At 51.8% G+C, this 20073-nt stretch carries 20 protein-coding genes and 2 pseudogenes; 7 read left to right on the top strand and 15 right to left on the bottom strand.

Features of this window, described 5'->3' with window-relative positions; all coding sequences use genetic code 11:
• Positions 1 to 143 precede the first annotated feature (143 nt).
• A complete protein-coding gene (locus tag AB9F29_RS20535; protein WP_369757059.1) occupies positions 144 to 878 on the top strand; it encodes a DUF4344 domain-containing metallopeptidase in 735 nt (244 codons plus the stop codon).
• 379 nt (positions 879 to 1257) lie between these two features.
• Here the strand turns inward: AB9F29_RS20535 and AB9F29_RS20530 are convergent, their stop codons facing one another.
• Positions 1258 to 1542 (bottom strand): hypothetical protein, encoded by a 285-nt coding sequence (locus AB9F29_RS20530; RefSeq protein WP_369757058.1) that lies wholly within the window; start codon positions 1540 to 1542, stop codon positions 1258 to 1260.
• Between the two features lie 294 nt (positions 1543 to 1836).
• Here AB9F29_RS20530 and AB9F29_RS20525 point away from each other — a divergent pair, with 294 nt between their 5' ends.
• Positions 1837 to 2145, top strand: a complete 309-nt coding sequence (locus AB9F29_RS20525) for a DUF4389 domain-containing protein (protein WP_335584538.1) — start codon at positions 1837 to 1839, stop codon at positions 2143 to 2145.
• Between the two features lie 208 nt (positions 2146 to 2353).
• Here the strand turns inward: AB9F29_RS20525 and AB9F29_RS20520 are convergent, their stop codons facing one another.
• The 6 genes from AB9F29_RS20520 to AB9F29_RS20495 form a co-directional block, all read right to left on the bottom strand.
• On the bottom strand, positions 2354 to 3385 hold the full coding sequence (locus AB9F29_RS20520; protein WP_369757057.1) for an ABC transporter ATP-binding protein: 1032 nt from the start codon (positions 3383 to 3385) through the stop codon (positions 2354 to 2356).
• Positions 3385 to 4644, bottom strand: a complete 1260-nt coding sequence (locus AB9F29_RS20515; protein ID WP_369757056.1) for a hypothetical protein — start codon at positions 4642 to 4644, stop codon at positions 3385 to 3387. The genes AB9F29_RS20520 and AB9F29_RS20515 overlap by 1 nt, the downstream gene beginning before the upstream one ends.
• A 2-nt stretch (positions 4645 to 4646) precedes the next feature.
• Entirely contained in the window at positions 4647 to 5852 is a 1206-nt protein-coding gene (locus AB9F29_RS20510; RefSeq protein ID WP_335584549.1) for a carbohydrate ABC transporter permease, read from the bottom strand.
• Positions 5852 to 7096, bottom strand: coding sequence for a sugar ABC transporter permease (locus AB9F29_RS20505; protein ID WP_335584541.1), 1245 nt, complete (start codon positions 7094 to 7096; stop codon positions 5852 to 5854). Before AB9F29_RS20505 ends, AB9F29_RS20510 begins: the two co-directional genes overlap by 1 nt.
• Positions 7097 to 7186: 90 nt before the next feature.
• Positions 7187 to 8539 carry an extracellular solute-binding protein gene (locus tag AB9F29_RS20500; RefSeq protein WP_335584542.1) on the bottom strand — a complete coding sequence of 451 codons (1353 nt, stop codon included), beginning with the start codon at positions 8537 to 8539 and terminating at the stop codon, positions 7187 to 7189.
• A gap of 30 nt (positions 8540 to 8569) precedes the next feature.
• Positions 8570 to 9628 carry a LacI family DNA-binding transcriptional regulator gene (locus tag AB9F29_RS20495; RefSeq protein ID WP_369757055.1) on the bottom strand — a complete coding sequence of 353 codons (1059 nt, stop codon included), beginning with the start codon at positions 9626 to 9628 and terminating at the stop codon, positions 8570 to 8572.
• Between the two features lie 505 nt (positions 9629 to 10133).
• Here AB9F29_RS20495 and AB9F29_RS20490 point away from each other — a divergent pair.
• Positions 10134 to 10403, top strand: coding sequence for a hypothetical protein (locus AB9F29_RS20490; RefSeq protein ID WP_369757053.1), 270 nt, complete (start codon positions 10134 to 10136; stop codon positions 10401 to 10403).
• Positions 10404 to 10596: 193 nt separating this feature from the next.
• On the top strand, positions 10597 to 11775 hold the full coding sequence (locus AB9F29_RS20485; protein WP_369757052.1) for a CynX/NimT family MFS transporter: 1179 nt from the start codon (positions 10597 to 10599) through the stop codon (positions 11773 to 11775).
• 427 nt (positions 11776 to 12202) lie between these two features.
• Here the strand turns inward: AB9F29_RS20485 and AB9F29_RS20480 are convergent, their stop codons facing one another.
• From AB9F29_RS20480 to AB9F29_RS20460, 5 genes and pseudogenes are all read right to left on the bottom strand, one after another.
• The gene (locus tag AB9F29_RS20480; protein ID WP_369757051.1) at positions 12203 to 12376 is read right to left on the bottom strand and encodes a hypothetical protein; all 174 of its coding nucleotides are present in this window, start codon (positions 12374 to 12376) and stop codon (positions 12203 to 12205) included.
• Positions 12377 to 12727: 351 nt separating this feature from the next.
• Positions 12728 to 12997, bottom strand: a complete 270-nt coding sequence (locus AB9F29_RS20475; protein ID WP_369757050.1) for a GNAT family N-acetyltransferase — start codon at positions 12995 to 12997, stop codon at positions 12728 to 12730.
• A gap of 241 nt (positions 12998 to 13238) precedes the next feature.
• Positions 13239 to 14300: a dipeptidase gene (locus AB9F29_RS20470; protein WP_369757049.1), complete on the bottom strand. Its 1062-nt coding sequence runs from the start codon at positions 14298 to 14300 to the stop codon at positions 13239 to 13241.
• A gap of 23 nt (positions 14301 to 14323) precedes the next feature.
• Positions 14324 to 15055 carry a gamma-glutamylcyclotransferase gene (locus AB9F29_RS20465; protein WP_369757048.1) on the bottom strand — a complete coding sequence of 244 codons (732 nt, stop codon included), beginning with the start codon at positions 15053 to 15055 and terminating at the stop codon, positions 14324 to 14326.
• A 304-nt stretch (positions 15056 to 15359) separates the two neighbouring features.
• Positions 15360 to 15548 (bottom strand): annotated as a pseudogene (locus AB9F29_RS20460) (integrase); the annotation flags it as partial.
• A 351-nt stretch (positions 15549 to 15899) separates the two neighbouring features.
• Here AB9F29_RS20460 and AB9F29_RS20455 point away from each other — a divergent pair.
• The 3 genes from AB9F29_RS20455 to AB9F29_RS20445 all read left to right on the top strand — a co-directional run bounded on the left by AB9F29_RS20455 (position 15900) and on the right by AB9F29_RS20445 (position 17193).
• Positions 15900 to 16232 carry a hypothetical protein gene (locus AB9F29_RS20455; RefSeq protein ID WP_369757047.1) on the top strand — a complete coding sequence of 111 codons (333 nt, stop codon included), beginning with the start codon at positions 15900 to 15902 and terminating at the stop codon, positions 16230 to 16232.
• Between the two features lie 223 nt (positions 16233 to 16455).
• Positions 16456 to 16644: a GTPase RsgA gene (gene rsgA / locus AB9F29_RS20450; protein WP_369757046.1), complete on the top strand. Its 189-nt coding sequence runs from the start codon at positions 16456 to 16458 to the stop codon at positions 16642 to 16644.
• Positions 16645 to 16653: 9 nt separating this feature from the next.
• Positions 16654 to 17193 (top strand): GNAT family N-acetyltransferase, encoded by a 540-nt coding sequence (locus tag AB9F29_RS20445; protein ID WP_369757045.1) that lies wholly within the window; start codon positions 16654 to 16656, stop codon positions 17191 to 17193.
• Positions 17194 to 17315: 122 nt separating this feature from the next.
• On the opposite strand, the gene AB9F29_RS20440 is transcribed toward AB9F29_RS20445, so the two are convergent.
• From AB9F29_RS20440 to AB9F29_RS20430, 3 genes and pseudogenes are all read right to left on the bottom strand, one after another.
• Positions 17316 to 17630: a dihydrofolate reductase family protein gene (locus tag AB9F29_RS20440; protein ID WP_369757044.1), complete on the bottom strand. Its 315-nt coding sequence runs from the start codon at positions 17628 to 17630 to the stop codon at positions 17316 to 17318.
• Between the two features lie 219 nt (positions 17631 to 17849).
• Positions 17850 to 18902: a DUF1214 domain-containing protein gene (locus tag AB9F29_RS20435; RefSeq protein ID WP_369757043.1), complete on the bottom strand. Its 1053-nt coding sequence runs from the start codon at positions 18900 to 18902 to the stop codon at positions 17850 to 17852.
• A 607-nt stretch (positions 18903 to 19509) separates the two neighbouring features.
• Positions 19510 to 19908 (bottom strand): annotated as a pseudogene (locus AB9F29_RS20430) (transposase); the annotation flags it as partial.
• Positions 19909 to 20073: the final 165 nt, after the last annotated feature.

Below are 20073 nucleotides of genomic sequence, written 5' to 3'. Positions count from 1 at the left end.
TCAATGGGTTCTACAATCCGCGACGGCGCCATTCAGCACTGGGATGGAAAAGTCCCGTCGCTTTCGAACGGAAAGTGGCTTAAACGAGCACTTGGGGCGGCACTAAAGCGCGACAGGTCCATTATTTTATAAAGAGTGTGATAGTGAAAAAACTTATTTGTGCATCTATCTTGGCCCCGTTTCTTGTGACCTTTGCGGGAGCTGAAGAGAATTTGGAACTTGATTCAATGGTGTCGGACAATCTTGTCGCGACGCTTTATCATGAATTCGGACATGGCGTGATTGCGCTGTGGGACCTCCCAATTTATGGCCGCGAAGAGGACGCTGCCGACAATTTGTCCGCCCTGATGATCGACCGACTTTACGACTCCGATGTCTCTGAAGACGTCATACGCTCTGTCGCTATGACATTTGCTGCGTCAGCCGAGACGGATGACGCTGATTTCCCGTATTGGGATGTCCATGGAACCAATTCGCAACGTTTTTACAACACCGTTTGCATATATTACGGCCTTGATCCAGAGAACCGCCAAGCATTTGCTGGTGAAATGGACCTGCCGGAAGATCGCGCCGACGGATGCGAGGACGAGGCACTCCTCGTCACCAATTCTTGGGGCGCAATCCTCGACGAAATGGAGGAGAATGGCCCAGGGGATAGTTTCTCCTATCGCGGCAGCGAGAAGGATGATCCGTTTTTGGCGTCTGTCATTCAGAGCGAAGTTGACGCCCTCAACGCGATGTTTTCGATGGACTTTGAACTTCCGGTCATCGTTGAGGACTGTGGAGAAGTGAACGCGTTTTTTAGCAGCGATACAGGTGGCGTAACAATGTGTACGGAGTACGAACCATATACGCGGGACCAACTCAGCCATATGTAGCATCGGGTTTGCATGGCGACATGAGCGCGCCACCAACCTTCGCTGCAAAGTTCTTGATCCTAACATTCCGGACAATAATCCCTTGCCACAACGTTCATGCCAAAAATGGTCGCTTTTGACCGCCCAAGGTGCTGGCACGCCAGTCGGTCATTGACGACACCTGACATTCGGAACGGTTCAGAATGCCGCACATAGGCCTCAAACCTGCCGTTAGCTGCACCTTACAGCAATGGCAGCATTGGGCCGAAGCAGGCTTTCGGGCAATCACTATATTGGCGTATCACTCTGCTGAGGGCTCGCGAGGCTCGACCTCTTGGGATGGTAACAACGCCTCATAAAACTGAGGCGTTGTCGAAGTATCTCTTCTCAATACTACGTTTTAGCCACTTGCAAAAACCCCACCGGCTTCTGTTGCAGTCATTGTCATTGGCAGGTCTTGAGTTGCTTGCGCTCGAATTTCAGCGATTTTCGCTTGTGCCGCGTTCGCGGTTGCTTCGTCTGGGTAATCAGTAACAACGCTAAAAGATAATTCGCCAGTTCTGAGCATTTCAACACGAGATGCTCCTTGCGACATGATAAGCGGTACATATTTATCTCGCGCAATCGCTTCGAGTTCCGCATTCCATTCAGTTGTCGTCCAATGTGATATCGAGGTATAAACCATAGTCTTCTCCCATCAATAATTACAGTCCGAACAGATTTGCATAGTTAAATTGATTGGCAAAACTATATCTCAAACCGTCGGTAGGTGCGCTGTCCCTTGCCCATTCATTTCAAATCGCAGCCGCTAAGACAAAGCAGGCGCACGGAGGCGCTCACCTTTTTATGGAGGATGGGGGAGGCAGCTATGCGGGGGCGAGCAGCGAACCCCAATCCATCATAAACGACCAGTAGAAGTTAGCTGCCATTTTTCAAACCCTGTGCTAGGCTTATAGTAATCAGTTAATTAGAGGTTGATATGTCTAAATCGGATTACGAAAAAATAGAGGGCCGCCTCCACGGAGAGCAACCTGTGCAGGAGCAAGAAGACAATATGCTTCTCCGTTTGCTTTACATGATACTTATCGCGATTATGACGAGCATCGCCCAAACAATACTTGGCGCAGCGACAGTTGTGCAGTTTGTTATCATGCTAATTAACAATAAGCAGCCGAATGAGCGTTTAGCCGAATTTGGTACCGACTTAGGAGTTTGGTTGGCTAAAGCCGCTCGTTTTCAAACCGCAGCAAGCGAAGTTAAACCTTGGCCGTGGACTGAACTCGATTGAACGTTAAAAAATGCCGCTTGAAAACAATTTCTAGCTTACGCTTTTGGTGGAGGAGCTGCGAGGTTATGCTACCGCAGCATTCGTCACTAAGGGCGGTTTGCGGACCTCCACTGCGCGAGCAAAACACATCCCATACAATATCAGTATCTCCTCGTGCAATGTAGGATTATTGTCGGCCCAGTACATTCATAATTCAAGCGCTCCCAATTTAATCACCAAGCACCAAATCAAGTGCAATGCCGTTTTGGTCAAATGCGTGAATTTCTGTCGGAGCGAAAGATAAACTGACGTTGTCACCAGGTTTAAGGTCCGAACTTCCATTGATACGCATCGTAATTTGCCCCGCATCCGCGCATGAAACGATCACAAACGTGTCGGCACCCAAGTATTCAAGCACATCCACTGTTCCCTCAAGATCACCGCGTCCTGCGGCGGCGAGTTCAATATGCTCGGGCCTCACACCGATAGAAATCGCGGTTTTCGGAACAGAAATAGTCGGGAGCGTCGACGCTGGAACAACATTCATCCGAGGAGAGCCAATGAATTGGGCCACAAACAGGTTGCCCGGCTTTTCATAAAGCTCTCTTGGGCTGCCAACTTGTGCAATTTTTCCAAAGTCCAACACGACAATCCGGTCGGCCAAGGTCATGGCCTCGACTTGGTCATGCGTCACATAGATCATTGTGGATTTCAGGGTCTGGTGCAACTTCGCGATCTCGTACCGCATTTCTACCCGCAGCGACGCATCGAGATTTGACAAAGGTTCGTCGAATAAAAACGCCGTCGGGTCGCGCACGATTGAGCGCCCAATTGCAACCCGTTGTCGTTGCCCCCCCGAGAGGTCCTTTGGCCGGCGATCCATGTAGTCATCCAGCTTTAACACGCGCGCAGCTTCACCGACTTTTGCGTCGATTTCGGCCTTTGGAAGACCCGCTGATTTAAGCGGAAAGCCAACGTTATCGCGCACCGACATATGTGGATAAAGCGCGTAGGATTGAAAAACCATGGCCAGCCCGCGTTTGCTGGGAGGTTCGGCGGTCGCGTCACGATCTCCGATCATAATCTGGCCGCGCGACGTTTCCTCAAGCCCTGCGATCATCCGCAAGAGTGTGGATTTCCCGCATCCAGAGGGTCCAACAAAGATGACAAACTCGCCTTCCTCAATGGACAGATCAACCCCTTTGATGACCTGCACTTGGCCAAACCACTTTTCAACGTTTTTCAGTTCGATTGATGACATTATGCAGCCCCCATCAGTTTTGCTTTTGGATCATGTCTGGCCCAAGCCAACCAGATTGCTGCCGTCCAAGTAAAAGCGGCGCCGCCGCAAGGTGTGGCGTCAAGCGGGTCGAAATACTCATAAAAACCATGCAGGCGGATGAGTTCCTCTGTCTCGCGGCGCAAACGTTCTTCTAAATCGGCACGACCTGACCTCGCTAAACCAATTGAGAGTAGCGCATTAACCACCGGCCATGTCGGGCCCCGCCAGTATTTGCGAGGATTAAAGATGTCAGCTTCGGGGTCCGCAGAGGGGATTCCATAGCGCACGGCATCCCAAACGCGCATCAAGTTTGCTTCCAATTTATCGTTTTCAGCCCCTGCCAGATAGGCAAGAAAGGCACCTGACCCAAGGACATTGGCAAATTCACCCGTGCGCAGGTTTTTGGCATCATAAGCGCCTAACTCTTCATTCCAAATCGTCGGCAGGGCGGCCCGCAAAGCACTGGCCCAGCCCTCTATTTCTGAAACATCTTTTCCAAGGGCGCGCCCCATTTCGGCGAGGTCTTCGTGGGCGCGCAGCAAGATAAAGGTAATTCCAGGGTCCGCCATCAGGAACGGTCCATCCGCGACGATTTTTTCATCGTTCCAGCCCGCGTCGCGGCCGAAATTCACCATCGTGATATAGCGGTCATAGTCTTCTTTGGTCGGGCGCATTTCAGGGTCGACATGGCCGGTATCCCGCCGCGTATACGGCCCCGCACCTGATCCATCGACTCCCGCCATTCCCTTATCCCAATCGGGGCAATTGTCACGACCACTTTCCCACGGGTGGGTAATCGCCGCCGCGCCGTGTGTACAACGAACTTCATGCCACCAGCGATGCCAATTTACGAGTTTTGGATAGAGCGCCTCTAGGCGGTTTTTGCCCACAGCTTTATCCATTTCCCAGACCCGTCGCACCAAGATTGCCGCGACCGGTGGTTGCGAGATTCCCGATGTTGCTGGCGTTTGATGGGTGCCCCAAACATCGGGGCCGGGGAAGTATCCCGGATCGGGTTTATGAAAAATAATGTGGGGAACCATGCCGCTGTCCCATTGGCTTGCCATTAGCGTGTCAAACTCGTCCCAAGCGCGGGGCTGATCGAACGTTGCAAAGCCCCAAGCCGCAAAAGCGCTGTCCCAATTCCACTGGTATGGGTACAGCCCATGCGTTGGCAAAGTATATCCGCCCTGATCGTTCTGGCGCAAAATATTGCGTGCGGTTTCATCGAGATCCATGTCTATCCCTTCACTGACCCAGCGGTCAGCCCTTTCGTCATAAAGCGTTCTAATCCAAGGAACAAAGCCATGATCGGAACCGTCGCTATGACCGACCCCGCCATGAGGTGTTGCCGTGGAATTTCGGATGAATTGAGGGAGGCTATCCCGCGTGTGAGGGTGAATTTCGAGGGATCATCCAACAGCATAAAGGCCAAAAGGAATTCGTTCCATGCGATCATGAAAACATAAAGGGAGACCGAGGCCATTGCGGGCAGTGAAAGTGGCAGCGTGATCTTCCAAATCACGGCCAGTCGCGAGAGGCCATCCATCAATCCCGCTTCTTCTATCTCGGCAGGCAATCCGCGAAAATACCCTTGCAGCATATAGAGGGCCACAGGGATCGTTGTGACCGGATAGATCATCACGATCCCAAAGATCGAATTGCGCAGACCAGTCATAGAGAAGGCGATATAAATCGGCAGCGCCAAAACGATCATGGGAACCATATAAATCAACAGGATCGACCGTGAGAACGCAGCGCGCCCTTTAAACCGCAAACGCGCGACGGCATAGGCCCCCGGAATTGCGAACGCCAAGGTGATAAAGACCGTTAGAACGGAAATGAAGAACGAATTAAACAAGTAGGTCCCGAAATTGAATTGTGTGAACAACTCGTCATAGGAGCGAAAAAGGTCCATTCCTTTTGACAAATCAATCGAAAAATCCAAAGGATTCTGGATCAGCTCTGATTGGTTTTTCAGGCTTGTCATCACCATGACGTAGAAGGGGATCAGCACGATCGCGGTAAAGAAAATATAGCCAAACCCTGTTAAAAATCGAATAATCGCCCCCTCGAACTCATGGCGCGTCAGCATGCCCGGCACAACTTCAGTTAGGATCAGAGCGAGCGAAGTCGCAAAGCCCACGCCCAACACTATAGCGCCAAAAGCCCGTGCAAAACCGCTGGTTTCGGGGCCAGTGAGCATGGGGCCTATGCCCAAAACCACCAGCACAAAAATGGCAATAGCACAGGAGAGGAGAACGATGCGGCCACGGCCAAAAGCCACCAATGCGCCGCCCCCCAAGGCTCCCCAAGCCAACGAAAGCAGGATGCTGGGACGAAAGGCCTCTCCAGTCGCAAATGACATCGTGACCGCGACCGTAATGGACAGAACCACCATCCAAAGCGCTCCTAAGACTGGGCCTGTGAGATATCCGCGTCGCATCATAGCCCTTCCTCCTGACTGATGTATTTGAAGAATAAGACCGAGAACATGAGCAAACATCCAAAGATGACAACGGCCACCGCCGCACCCGCCCCGATATTGGAAATGGCAAAGGCCTGTTCGTAAACATTAACGGTCAGTGTCCTCGTTCCAGCATTGCCGCCGGTTAAAAGGAAAATGTCGTCGAATTTGTTGAAGGTCCAAATGAACCGCAACAGGAACAAGACACTCAGAATGCCCAAAAGCTGCGGCACACTTAGATACCAAAATTGCTGAAACGGGCTGGCGCCGTCCATATCAGCGGCCTCATACATATCGGTGTCGATGCTTTGCATGCGGGCGAGAATGAACAGGAACGAGAGTGGGAAATACCGCCAAACCTCAAAAACCGTGACCATAATCAAAGCCAAGGGGCGATCGCCAAAGAAATTGATTGCTTCGCTGGTAACGCCCATCTGTAACAACAACGCATTAGCGGACCCCGAGAACGGGTCAAAAAGGATCAACCAAGCGAAGGCCACAGCAATGACAGGCGCGACATAAGGGAAAAGGTATAACCCCCTTAAAATACCTTGACCCCTGAAGGATTTATTGAGCAACAGCGCCGCAAACAGGCCGACAAGCAAAGCGCCTATAGTGCCGAAAACAGTATAGAAAAGGGTGACCCAAAGGACCTCAAAGAACTCTTCCCCGTTGAAAACGCGGGCAAAGTTATCAAGTGTGAAGGAGCCATCCGTTAGAACATTGGAGGAGACGCCCGTTGTGATCGCGGGGCTATCTTGAGGTCTTAGCGCGATGGTGAGGTAGGCGCTTCCAACAGTCACCGGAATTGACAAAGTCTCGCGATGTTTCGGCTCCCAATCGCCGAGATCACATTCAAGCTTGCGCCCCTCGAGCGAACAGCGGGCATCCAAAGACTGAACTTCGAGACCTTCAGGAACAATGTCTGAAAATGTAACGCCTTTAATGGGTTGATCTTGCGATGAATTGCGTAACCGGTAGCGAATGGTGGCCGCATCACCAATTGCTGCATAATCGCCCCGAATGTCTTCTCGCAACACAACTTCTGGCGCGCGCAAATCTGCTAGTTCAACCGGCTTAACCGAGATCCAGAAGATAGCAAGCAAAGGCAAAACAACAACGAGTGCGATCGCGATGATTGTTGGGGACAACAGCCCCCAAGCAAGCCTTGCTTCGCGTTTGGCCAGCGGTCCGGTGCCGGTTGGTGGAATAGCCCCCGCCATAATCACAAGTCTCCTGTTTAGCTGTTTTGCGGAAATCGTTTTGGTGCGGGGCCTCGCAAAAGGACGCCCCGCGCATAGTGTCGTGAAGTCCTATTGCACTGCTGCAATAGCCTCGTTGAGGGCTGCAACAGTCGCTGCGGCATCCCGTTCGCCATCAATGAATTCCCGCACATAGCGGTTGATGACTTGGCTGTTGATGATTGCCGAGGCCGCAGAAAGCTGGCCATCGGCCACACCCCAACGTTGAGCCACATCCAGACCACCCACGATCTCTTCGATCATGGCAGCGTCATAAAGCTCGCCCAAGGGGGCTTTGCGATCGACTCCAACGTCAAGTGTAGCCCAAAGATCGGCAAACTCGGTTGGGTTTTCGGCGGTTCCGCGACGAACAGGGAACTTGCCTTCAGGGGCAATCGCAAGCGTGGAGCCATAGCCTTCGTTCATCGAATATTTGACAAACTCCATCGCGGCATCGGTGGACGCGTCAGAGGTAATACCGAAGTAGCGCACATCTCCCCAAGCTGCGCCATCTGGGTTCGATGGGCCCGCAAAATTAGTTACGATCCCCGTTCCAGCTGCCAAATCACGCGAGGTTGGATCGTCGTTTACGGTGGGTGGAGCGCTGTCGCGTAGACCAGCCAATTCGTCGAGGATGAAGGGCGACCAGATGATCATCGCCGCATTGCCACTAAAGTAGAGGCTACGCGATTGATCCCAGTAAAGATCACCCGGAGGGGAGGCTTCGGCGATCGCTTTGTAGAATTCGAGCACCTCGATTGTGGCGGCTTCGTCCAAGGCTTGCACGCCATCTGGTCCAACTGGGGAAACGCCATTGGCCAAGAACACATGCTCCAGAACCTGACTCATAAAATTCTCGTCAATCTTGGTCGCAGCGACAAAACCGTACATCGATGGTGGGTTGTGAAGCGCCTCAACGGCAGCAAGAACATTCGCGTAGGTGTTTGGAGCTTCTAAGCCCGCGGCCTCAAACAGATCCGCCCGATAAACCAGCATCTGTGTCCAGCCATCAACCGGCACGGACGCATAACCACCGTTAGCTGCAACCATTTCCAAAGCGCCCGGAGCGAATGTACCAACACCGAGTTCCTCAACAACATCTGTCGCCACGTCGGTATCAAGAATACCCGCATCGGCCCATGGAGCGGCATACTGTAAGGGGTGATAAATCACGTCAGGCAAATCGCCCGCGGCGAATGCGGCAGTAGCGCGTGTACCGAGATCATTCTCAGAAACGGGGATAACTTGAACTGTGTGTCCGGATGCCTTGGCAAAGTCTGCTGCCATTGCTTCTTGGCGTGCAAGCCGCTCGGGCTGCTCTTCTGTTGTCCAGAACCGCAACTCGTCAGCCTGTGCAGCGAATGCGCTAAGGATCAGTGTCATTGCGACGCCAGACCTCATGATAGATTTACTGTTAAGTTTCATTGTCTTCCTCCCATTAATATTGTCGTTTGTTTATTTTATTTGCGTTGGAGCGGGTCCCGTAGACCCGCGGTTAAGAAAAGTTGCCGAGACCGTTTCGCGTAAATCCTCTGGATTTTCACCACGAATGCGCCTTATCAAAAGCGCCGCAAGCCGCTCTCCTGCGGCGCGGTTGTCCACTGAAAACGTCGTCAAAGGTGGCTGAGCATAGAAGCCTTCAGGGATCCCATCATAGGAAATCACTGAGACGTCGCGGCCCACCCTGAGATTTAGCTTGGCGGCTGCGCGGTATACCCCCAAAGCCGCAAAATCAACGGCGCATAGCACTGCCGTTGGTGCGTTGCTTTGAGACAAAATCTTCGTTCCGACTCTCTCGCCGTCCTCGATCGTTACAGCGTCGCCATCCATCAAATCAGGATCGACGGCCAGCCCCGCTTCGGCCATACCGTCGCAAAAACCTTTTTGGCGCAGAGGCGCATAGGCATATTGAGTGCCGCCGTTTATAAACGCGATCCGTTGATGACCGAGCGCCGCAAGATGGCGCACCGCGTCGTGCATTGCGTCTTCCCCACGGACATCAAACCAACAACAGCCATCCGGATTTTCTTGGCGGCCATATAAGATGAAAGGCACACCAGAATCCCGAAGCAGTTTTACGCGCGGATCGCGAGACATTGCACGCGGCAAAACAAATCCATCTGACTTGCCGTCTCGCAACAGGGCGCGGAATTTTTCAATCATTTGCGCGTTGCTGTCTGCGGTTGCCACCGTCAACGTCCAACCTTCCGCGCTCGCCCCGTGAGAAAGCCCCGCAAGAAACTCCGCCAAGAAGGGTCGCTGTGCATCATGGTCAGAAAACTGCAGAACCAATCCGAGCGAACGCGTGCGCCCCGTCTTAATTGCCTGCGCATGACTTAACGGTTGGTAGTTCATCTTTTTGGCCATGCTTTTCACGCGCAATTGGGTGGCCTCAGAGATATCAGGGTATCCATTCATAGCCCGAGACACGGTGGACTTGGTCACGCCAAGCGCGTTTGCCATGTCGGAAATGGTGATGTGCTTCGCGGCACGGTCACTCAATAAGTGTACCATAAATTTGTCCTCCCACGAATCAAGCTGATTTACGAAACCGGTTTCGGCAAGGGAAAAATTGCATTATCTTCGAAAGAGAAGCCACGTGACTCTGCCAAGGTGTCATTGCGAACAAGACAATGGGACACTTCAAAAAGTTTAACTTTTCGGCGACCTATCGCTAAGATCCAACATGCCGCAACGCAGAATTTATTGTGCTGTTGAACGGCGGCTCTGGGCCGTTCGTGATGGTGATAGGAAAGGGAAGTGGCTCGAATGCTGCGGTCGCAAAAACTCGTCAGGAAGGGCGGAAAGCGGAAGTTCGCTGCAACTTGCAGCAAGTCTGCTATTGGTTTTGGTGCTTACCAGCAGACGAATAATTATCAACAGGCAGACCACTCTCTATTGGTTCTTCAGGCAAGCTGCCGTGCCAGCCCAGATTTCGTGATAGCGTTTCAAAAAATGGGGTAGGATCGATTTTCTGACTTTCGTCGGTCACGGCATTTAGTCAATAGGGAGAATTAGAATGACGACAGTTATTATGACGCACAACGTTGGAAATATGGAGACCTGGCTCAAGGGTGGACACAACCGGAAACCCGCCTTCGACAAATTTTGCAAAAGCTACAAGGTCTTCAAACACACAGAGGATGATCGGGTTTCTATCGTATGTGAAGGTGCAGATATTGCGACGATGAAACAGGTGCTTGGCAGCGCTGAAGCAACCAAAGCCAAGGAAGCGGACACCGTGGTCGACCCGATAGACGTTTTTGTCGAGATTGAAGGTGGCGATTAAGGCGAATCTACTTTCGTGCTCGATGCATGGTCTACAAGTAGAAAAAGCCGGCTCTGAAAAAAGGATTTTGGAAATGAAGCGCCGGAAGGCTTGGAATGCCAAGGTGAAGTGGACAAGTTCAAGTATCAGTAGCGACCTCCAAATGTGACCACGACAGTTTGGATTTTCCACGAAAACTACTTAATCAGAAGACTTGGGAGATGTTATCATTTCAAATCGTTGGTTGATCCTTGCTGTACTGTTTTTCGCAAGAACGGCGATGGCCTTTCAATTTCAATCTGTGGGGGCGCTTTCGCCTCTCATTATTGAAGAGTACGGCATCAGCCTTGCTGATATAGGTCTTCTGATTGGTCTTTACTTAGCCCCGGGCGTGGTCGTTGCGATCCCAGGAGGCGCAATCGCAGGGCGGTTTGGAGACAAACGCATCGTTGGCCTCAGTATGGTTCTGATGCTGATCGGCAGTGCGTTGATCAGCTGGGGAGCCGGTTGGGAATCGTTGATCTCTGGCCGGCTTATCGCCGGAATAGGTGGCGTTGCTTTGAATGTGGTGATGACCAAAATGGTGGTAGACTGGTTCGTCGGCCGCGAGATTTCAACAGCCATGGGTATTTTCATTAATTCATGGCCCGTCGGTATCGCGCTGGCCCTCCTAACTTTACCAAGAGTTGCGGCTTCGGGCGGACTAGAGCTTGCATGGATATTGGTGTTGACCACGACTGCAATTTCCCTTGCCCTGTTTCTCGTATTTTACAGCTCACCGGAAGAGGCTCCGGTTGCGCCCACAAGCATCAAACTGAAAAAACTACCACTCTATGCACTACTGTTGGCAGGTTCGGTCTGGGCATTCTACAACACGGCGCTGGCTATGGTCTTTAGCTTTGGACCAGCTCTTCTAAGCGAGAGAGGTTTACCTCTCACCTCAGCCAGCTCGATGACGAGCTTATTCATGGTCGTCATTGCAGTGTCGATTCCTATAGGAGGGTTCGTGGCCGATCGAACGGGCCGGCCAAATACAGTGATAATGATCAGCCTCCTAAGCTACATAGTTCTGGTGCCGATGATACTTTTCTTGCCCGTTGCAACAGTGCCCGCCAGTTTTCTGATTGTTGGCTTTTTCTTTGGCCTCGGCGCAGGGCCGATTATCAGCTTACCCTCAACGGTCCTTTTACCACCCGTTAGAGCGTTCGGAATGGGCGTTTACTACACCTTTTATTATGCAGCAATGATGGCGGCCCCGCCATTGGCTGGTGCACTTGCCGACAAAGTTGGCAGTGTAGGAATAGTATTCGTTCTGGGAGCTGCGTTGATCGTTGCCAGTATGGTGACGTTAGGGGGCTTTAAGCGCGTCAGTTCCGCTTCGCCCTTGGACTAATATACATCGATTCAAATGGATACAGCGGAGCGTGGCACAAAGCCTGCTTACGATCTTCTAATAAGACAGGTGGTAAGTTTGGGCGCAGAACGGCCCGTTGCGACTAGATACTCAGAAGTCAAATTTGGATCGATAAAAAGCTCCTTTGGAAAACATTTGTGAAAGAACAGGCCTGCAACTGACTGCTCACCTAAGAAACATCTTGGGGCAACTATTGGTCCTTGGGTTGCCATTTGAAGTTGCGTTCTAGGAAGGAAAATATTCATGGAGCGGATTGGAATTATTGGATTGGTCCGGAAGAAAAAATAGTTACCAAGGGCTGGAAATCCTTGCGGACCTGGGGACCTGCACGGATGACGCCATCTCTCGTGATATTCTTAATGGTGAAGGAAACTAATCAGTGTTCCCAGCTAACTTGTTCGTGATCCTAGAGGCGCTCTGCAATAATCGCTTGAATGCGCCCTAAGTGAGGGGCATGGATTCCTGCCTTTTCACGTTCGGTGACCGTATTGAGCACATAGTCAGCCATTGAACCCACATATCCGACAGCCGTTGCGAGAATGCGCGCGAGTTCATCTTCAGGCGGCTCTTCTTGATACAACAGAAAATCCCTGCACGCCGCGAAGGCAATGGCGGCCGGGTTCCCACGGCATCTCGTGTCTGGGCCAAGACAAAATGAACGGCGCCAGCCCTGCACCAAGCTTGTTCGCTGATCCGCGACCTCCAGATCAGCGATCCAACGGCAAAAACCCAAAGTTCATCTGGCTGGTGCATCTGAGATTAAATCTGCGCTGCGGTTTTGTGATAATAGCCCTCTTTCGGATCCGATATGCGCACAGGGCCGCGCTCTTCCACGCGCGAGGGCTATTTATCGACAAGTTCGCGGCTTAATCTTAGCTTGCGGCGCATATTTCATCTCTTCCAGATTATATTACCGTACCGCTAAGAAACGTTACCTAAGGTTCGTCTCCATACAGACTTCAATCTCCCCATATTCGGGAAAATCCAATGGATTTTCCACAACGACAAATCCCGCGCTGCGGTAGATACTTTGCGCGCTCGTCAACGAGGGATGGGTTGATAGAACCAACCTGCGATAGCCCAATTTGCGCGCAGTTGCGATGAGTTCAGTAAGCAATGCGCCCCCAACGCCCTGACCCCGCGCCGTAGTTTGCACGTACATGCGTTTGATTTCGCTAGTTTCGGTGTTAAATCGACGCAAACCGACACACCCGCGTCATCTTTAAGGGTGGCCAACAGCAGGCAACCCGTTGAGGGGGGCGTAATTGCCGGGAAGTGTAGAAATCTCCTTCTCCAGACCCCTGAAAGTAGCGGCATTGCGGGCATCCTCAGATTTCGCGAATGCCCAATCGGTAAATTCTCGGATTAGATTTTGAACGTTTTTGATCTCGTCTTTCGTGGAGGCGTGTCTGATAATACCATTTCACTTTCCAGTTTTTAGCTCAAAGGCAGCGTTCAAGACAATTGAGCCAATTTGAAGTGGCAAGTTTAGTGATCAGGGCTTTGCCATAGCCATGTGCACTTAGGGCCGAGAGAAAGTTTGGAACGCCAGTAACGTCCCCAATGAGCTTAGGTACGATACAACCGTCAAAATCTGACCCAAGGCCAACATGGTCTTCTCCCAAATGTTCGATCAGATAATCCATGTGTCGGATCATCGGTTGCCAATCCATTTCGGGCGAGGCCTTTCCGTCTTCACGAATATAGAAAGTGGCGTAATTGAAGCCGACCATTCCGCCAGTCTCGCGAATTTGCGCCAATTGCCGATCCGTCAAATTGCGCGGAGATTCACAACACGCATAGGCGTTGGAATGTGTGGCGACCAAGGGGCGTTGTGAAACCTTTGCCACGTCTTCAAACCCAGCTTGGTTCATGTGTGAAAGGTCGATCATGATGCCAAGCTGGTTGCACAGACGCACGAGGTCTTTGCCTTTTTCGGTCAACCCGCCGCCAATATCTGGCGAGCCCGGGAATTTCATGGGAACCCCTTCTCCAAAAATGGTCGGGCGACTCCAAACGGGACCAAGCGACCGCAGCCCCATATCGTGGAATAAATAGAGCGCGTCGAGGTCGGGGCCGATTGCCTCCGCACCTTCCATATGCATGACGCCCGCGATGACATCCTTTGACATCGCCGCGCGTATTTCAGAGGCGGTACGGCAAACTTTGAAGTCGTCGGGTGCTGCGCGTTCCATCCGATGCAAAAGGCCCGCCATGGTTAGAGCCATCGGCTGGGCTTGGTCGTGTGACATCAAGGGGGGCATGGGCAACTCATAGGGTGGGTTTGCCATGAGGGCCGCAAAGTCCGGAGGTGGCCCGGCTGAAATAGGGGGGACGAATATTGCAAATAGACCGCCTGAAAACCCGGCCTCTTTCATCCTCTGAAGATCAAGGTGTCCTTTTCCAGTATTGCCCAGCCAAGTGTCTTCACGCGGTTCTGGTGTAAACATCAAGCGAAGAAGGAAATCGTTGTGTCCGTCAAAAAAGGGTATGATGTCGCGCATGAATTGTCTCCGTTTGAAATGGATTACTGTGTTTTCATGTGGTTCTGAACATCATCGAGAAGTGTTGTGCACTCTTCGTCGACGATGCCAAGCGCTGAGAATTGCCCGACAATGTTTTGTAAATACTCAAGGCTTGTCCCCAAAATCCCAGTCCCGGTACTGATGAATTCTATCTGCTCTGAGCGGCAAAGGTTTGGCTGGATATTCTCGGCGCTATGGTCCGCGATGAAGGCGAGTACACGGAGGGGTCTGCCGTCAACCATTGCCGTCACAAACTTTGGCAAATATCCCGGTCCGACCATTTCCCGCCTCCATAGGATTTCTATTTCGGCGTCAACCTTTTCCCGGGCAATGTGGTAAACGAGGCCTTCACACCCATCTCCTGTGTCGAGGGCGGCAAACAGGCCCGGCGTTTCCACGGTTCCGCGTGCGCCCCAGACATCCTTAAGGACAAAGCGACGCGCATATTCTGTAACCCGCGCGCGACGCACCTCATCGAATATGAACGCAGGATCCCACATGAGCGACCCATACGCGAAAACCCAGAGATCAGAATCACCCTGTAAATCAAGAACTGCGTTGCGTGAAGCTGTGCGATATTCGTCGGTGTAGAGCTTGTCGAGGACCCAAATAAGTTCTGGATACTTCGTAAAAACTTCTTCCGGTTTGAAATTCCGAAAGAAAGATTTCAGCGGATCACCAACCTTATCGCGCAATTCGGGGTGGTGAATGAAGGGGTCTGGTTCTGAATACATCAATAGTCCTCGCTTTTAAAAAACGGGCATCTGTTTCAGGTTGAAGCGAAGCCAAGTCAATAAGCAAGCTTTTTGGGATAAAAAACTTTGCGCTCTCCAGTCAAATTCCGTCTGCAGAAAATCCCCGCTGAGAAGCGCGCTGAGTGTGTCGGGTCGATAAATCGAGGCATCTCCGCAAAGCATACCTAATGCCAAAATAGCGTTGCGGCAAAGCGTCAATGCCTGCAATGACGGACTGCGCCGCAACATATGGGATTCTCGCTAACGGCGGCTTTGGGCCGTCCGCGTCGAACGGCCCAAACGTCTAAATTTCAATGGCTTCGGCGATAGCCAGAGTATCATCAAGTTCGTTACCCAAATATCTGACGGTACTGTCCATCTTTGTATGCCCCAACAGGAGTTGAACGGCGCGCAAGTTGCCCGTTTTCTGGTAAATTTGGGTGACCTTCCTGCGCCGCATTGAATGGGTGCCGTAGGTGGTTACTTCCCACCCACGCCGACAACCCGAAGTTGACACGGCATCGTATCACAAAATGCGGCACTGCATCCGAGGTCCGCTTCGAGCTCAAATTGACCGATGCTGCGCAGCGCACGACTGTCCGCGATTAACTTTCTGCATGGATGAATAGCTTGCGAAGATTACCCAGGAGGGTAACGTTGTCTAACGTGTTCATGGAGATTTTATGTCCCGATAATGTGGGGAGGCAAAGCGCCCTCCCAGTGCAAATTCGAATCAAGCTAACGCCCCGCTTAATTGTCGCAGGCGAATTGTATTTTGCAAATTTGTTAATCTACACATTGTGGCGCGAGCTTTGCCCGTGCCCAGAGCATGAAGGTTAAAACAATGACACGGGACTATACCCAATTTCTGTCACCTTCGGGTGCCGATAAACTTCCAAAACGCGAGCCTTCGCCAACGGAAAAACTTGGCTGTAAATCTTTCTTTAGCCAGCAAAAAGGCATTGACGACATGACCGATATGCCGCCCGTTCGGGTGGTAGAAGTCCACAGAACCGGCCTCTATGTATTGGGTGAATGCCTTGATACTGTTATCCGACCCCGACCTGAGGCAACGGTAGGTGATTGGTTGCTTTATGATCAGCATCACCCATCGGATAGCAAGGCCTTGGACTGCACCAGCGTGCTTGAACGTCGTGCGGTCGGATCAGATCGTTAACTGCAATTGATTGCTGCCAATGTGGATACGGTTTTCATTGTGTCGTCCTGCAATAGGGATTTTTGACATCGCGCGGCTTGAGCGCCATGTTGCCTTGGAGTTCGACCCAGAGGTTACACCCTTGATATTGCTCAAGAAAGCTGATCTTTGTGATGACCCACCCCCCTACGTGGCCGAGGCAAGCGCAATTTCAAACCGCGTGCTGGTCTAAGCGCTTGATGCGTTGAGCGCGGCGCCAATTGTCAAGCTTGCTCCATGGTGCAAGTCGGGGCAAACGGTTGCGTTTCTTGGCTCGTCTGGTGTCGGGAAATCCACATTGCTCAATGCCCTCTTTATGGTTGGTGTTGCTGATACGGCGGCCATTCAACGTGCTTTGGGGCGCGGAGAGATTGATTCTGCTAGACTTGCGTGATGGAACAAATTGGCTGCGGAAGGGCGTTTTAACTCTCCCGCATTGGCCGAACGTAAAAGCGCCGACAAATTGCTTCACAAAATGATCAACTCGATTCAGCAAAAACCAGAAAGGAAGACAATGATCCGTAAATACAAAACCGAAGACACCGAGGCCTTGATCACCATCTGGGATCATGCGGAACCACTCGCCCATCCGTTTTTATCGGCTGACGTCAGGGGGCAAGTGCGTGAAGACATGCGTAATATTTATCTGCCAAATGCCGAAACTTGGGTATTGGAAAACGGCGGAGCGCCCGTTGGTTTTATTGCTATGATCGACAAAGAAATCGGCGGACTGTTTCTTGACCCATCTCAACAAGGCAAGGGCATGGGCCGCCAGATGGTCGATCATGTGGTGTCTTTGAAGGGACCGCTTACAGTGGAAGTGTTCAAGGACAACAAAATAGGGCTGCCGTTTTACAAACGTTATGGTTTTGAAGTGGTCGGCGAAGGCGCTTTTGATGCCTCCGGTGATGAAACTTTCAAGATGGCGATGCCGACCTCGTAACAGTCGTGTGGAGGGCAATGTTTACTATTGCCCTCCACAGTCACCCGAAACATCTGGGTGAATTGTCCACTGGCAGGACGACCAACATTGGTCCGAGCTGTAGCGATGGCTCCGTTTGAGCCCTAAGCTATCTCGTATCTTGAGGTAACCAAGCCCGATGGAAATGACGTCGACTCTAAAAGGTGCAGGTCAATATCGGAATCCAAAGCGCCGAACATCCGTTTGCCTTCACCGATAAGGATCGGAATAACAGTCAGGGTCATATCTGCGATCAATCCTTTGCGCATGAGGCTTTGGATGATTGTACCACCGTCGATATAGGCACGTTTCCAGCCAGGGACACCATGAGTTGCCGGTGCGCGCGTGCAACAAACCCATCGAGACTCCTCGCCATAAACATATGACCTGTTGTTATTGCAATTCTCCTGAGCGGGCATGAGATGCCCTCATATTTATAATGCTCATTAAGGCAAGCCGCATGTAGCCCAAAGGTAGCTTCGTTCTGCGTAGTTGACGTTGGTGTTCACCGCAGCGAATGGACCCTCCGAGCCCACTTTGACTGATGCTGCGCGTTGTACAAATGTCTGCTAAGCGTTCTATGAAAGCTGATCAGTTTAATATCGTTTCCATTGCCCCTCTACCGATACCGGCAGGCCCTAGTTGGCGGGCACGATACTCGGCATCTCGTAGGCCTTGAACGCTTCGACGTCAGGGCGGTAGGCGCGAAGTAGAAAACTCCAGCCATCGTCAGGGGTTGCGACGTAATTGGGGGCCAACTTCCGGCAATCTTCGGCGCCAAAGGCAACCTTGAAAGAACCATCATCGTTGGTGGTGACACCGCGGCTGGAACTCACGATGTTATCTGTATTGGTCATCAGATATTTTTCGGGTCCATACATCGTGATCGAATAAAAGGCTTTGACTTCAACTTTGGGAAAAGTCGCCGTGTAGCACGTATTGCCTTTGGCGTCCTTGGGACCGCCACTGGCGTACATGGCGTTCTCGTTGGCCGAAAGGCCCCATGCGCCAGCCGTGACATAGGTGAAGAATTGCCAATCCTTGACGTCCTCCACACGTTTCGCCATCGCACCGAATGAGTTCGGGAGTTTGGAATACTGAACCAATAGGGCATTGCGCACTGTCGTGAGCGTTTTCTTGTCAACATCGGGCAGCTTACCGCCTGTCGCCGCGCCGGTGATCTTGTATTTCGGCTGATACTCTTTCGTTATCTTTGCAACGTCTTCCGCTGTGCCGTCGGTTCCCATCCGGACACCAACCGCAACAAAATCTGTGGCAAAGTCACTGGCCTTATAGGTCTGTGTGCCACCGCCATAGACGTAGAATGGCGTCATGTGATCTTCGGTGATGATCTGGGTCGCAATGAAACGGTCCCCCACCTCCGGCAATTCCAGCGTAAAGCCATCTTTGGCATTCACCACGGCGATTGAATAGACCGTATCGAGGTTAGGCGACACGACCCAGTGGTCGGCGGCCTTGGTTAGGCCCTGAAAGTTGAAAAATTCGTTCATGCTCGCGCGGCCAAGGAAGTCCGCAAAGAACGAGTTGCTTTCCGCGTTGATGTATTCGGCGGGGCTCATGCCGTAATCCCTTGGATTGGTTGCCCATTTCGAGCTGTCGATATCTGGAATTTCTGCGGCTGCGGCGCTGGAAATTGCAGCGAGTACGGCGGATGTCAGGAGAATTTTCATTGTGAATAACCTTTGGCTGAATGTTATTAATGCAACGTGGCGGAGCGTTGTTCCACATGGTCAGTTAGTCACTTACTCAGAGGCTGGTGACTTCCAACCTCCATTGAACGCTTCTGCCGGAGTGGTGCCGTGAGTGTAAAAGGCCGGCGCAAAGAAGCCCACCGACATCATATCCGCAGCAAATCTGAGTTTTGATAAGCACGTGTCAAATATCCCATTAGATTTCCCTCTACTGAATATTCTCCGCAAACACGCCGATCAAGCGCATAGAAAGAGGCGGCCTCAACGAGCGACCGCTTGGGGCAGCGATTGACCGCTTCTCTCATTGGGTATTTAGGTCAAGCTCTTTTTCCTTGTTGTTTTGGGTCTTTGTCACTCATCCGGGTCACGCTTCTCTTCGCAGTCTTTTTTGATGTTCGAATGGCATCGCTGCAAGCATATGTCGGATCGGCAGTGGAGAGCCCCGTTTTCCGGCGCGCTTCAAGATGCGCAGCAGACATTTTCGGCTTCTTCTATTACCTGACAGGGCATGTTTACATGCCTGAGAAGGCACGAACCTCGTCCGGTGAGGGACGACCCCGTTAGGATTGTGGGTTGGCGTTCTAGATCATGCCATGCCTCCCACTTGGTCCTGACGAAATTCTGTGCCATCGATCCACATGCGGTGCATTAGGACGGCCAACTTACGTGCGACAGCGACGACGGCGCGGCGACGCCCTTTGGTGCGCATCAATCGCATACCCCAAGATTTAATCTGGGAGTTTGCCATCGTTCGCATAAGTAGCGCATTCGCCGCTGCATATAGAACAGCCCGAACATCTCGATCACCAGCCTTGGATATCCGCCCTGGATTGTCATGCTCCCCTGACTGATATCTTCGCGGTGTAAGTCCAAAGTGTGCGCCAACGGTGCGGAATCTTTTAAAACGGGTTGGTTTATCAACCGCCGATTTAAAGCTCAACGCTGCGATTGGACCGACGCCAGGAATAGTCATCAATTTTATGCAGACATCATCTTGACTGGCGGCCCTCTTAACGCGCCGATCCAGTTTGGAGCTGTCGCGCTTTAGTGCCGCCCCAAGTGCTCGTTTAAGCCACTTTCCGTTCGAAAGCGACGGGACTTTTCCATCCCAGTGCTGAATGGCGCCGTCGCGGATTGTAGAACCCATTGA

It is taken from the genome of Falsihalocynthiibacter sp. S25ZX9, assembly GCF_041205405.1.
Taxonomy (GTDB): Bacteria; Pseudomonadota; Alphaproteobacteria; order Rhodobacterales; family Rhodobacteraceae; genus Falsihalocynthiibacter; species Falsihalocynthiibacter arcticus.
This window is presented reverse-complemented; position numbering and strand designations above follow the sequence as displayed.

Excerpts from the sequence above, each read along its gene's own strand:
- AB9F29_RS20530 (WP_369757058.1), bottom strand. The coding sequence starts at position 1,542 with ATGGTTTATACCTCGATATCACATTGGACGACAACTGAATGGAATGCG.
- AB9F29_RS20525 (WP_335584538.1), top strand. The coding sequence starts at position 1,837 with ATGTCTAAATCGGATTACGAAAAAATAGAGGGCCGCCTCCACGGAGAG.
- AB9F29_RS20520 (WP_369757057.1), bottom strand. The coding sequence starts at position 3,385 with ATGTCATCAATCGAACTGAAAAACGTTGAAAAGTGGTTTGGCCAAGTG.
- AB9F29_RS20515 (WP_369757056.1), bottom strand. The coding sequence starts at position 4,644 with ATGGATCTCGATGAAACCGCACGCAATATTTTGCGCCAGAACGATCAG.
- AB9F29_RS20510 (WP_335584549.1), bottom strand. The coding sequence starts at position 5,852 with ATGCGACGCGGATATCTCACAGGCCCAGTCTTAGGAGCGCTTTGGATG.
- AB9F29_RS20505 (WP_335584541.1), bottom strand. The coding sequence starts at position 7,096 with ATGGCGGGGGCTATTCCACCAACCGGCACCGGACCGCTGGCCAAACGC.
- AB9F29_RS20500 (WP_335584542.1), bottom strand. The coding sequence starts at position 8,539 with ATGAAACTTAACAGTAAATCTATCATGAGGTCTGGCGTCGCAATGACA.
- AB9F29_RS20495 (WP_369757055.1), bottom strand. The coding sequence starts at position 9,628 with ATGGTACACTTATTGAGTGACCGTGCCGCGAAGCACATCACCATTTCC.
- AB9F29_RS20490 (WP_369757053.1), top strand. The coding sequence starts at position 10,134 with ATGACGACAGTTATTATGACGCACAACGTTGGAAATATGGAGACCTGG.
- AB9F29_RS20470 (WP_369757049.1), bottom strand. The coding sequence starts at position 14,300 with ATGCGCGACATCATACCCTTTTTTGACGGACACAACGATTTCCTTCTT.
- AB9F29_RS20465 (WP_369757048.1), bottom strand. The coding sequence starts at position 15,055 with ATGTATTCAGAACCAGACCCCTTCATTCACCACCCCGAATTGCGCGAT.
- AB9F29_RS20455 (WP_369757047.1), top strand. The coding sequence starts at position 15,900 with ATGACACGGGACTATACCCAATTTCTGTCACCTTCGGGTGCCGATAAA.
- AB9F29_RS20440 (WP_369757044.1), bottom strand. The coding sequence starts at position 17,630 with ATGCCCGCTCAGGAGAATTGCAATAACAACAGGTCATATGTTTATGGC.
- AB9F29_RS20435 (WP_369757043.1), bottom strand. The coding sequence starts at position 18,902 with ATGAAAATTCTCCTGACATCCGCCGTACTCGCTGCAATTTCCAGCGCC.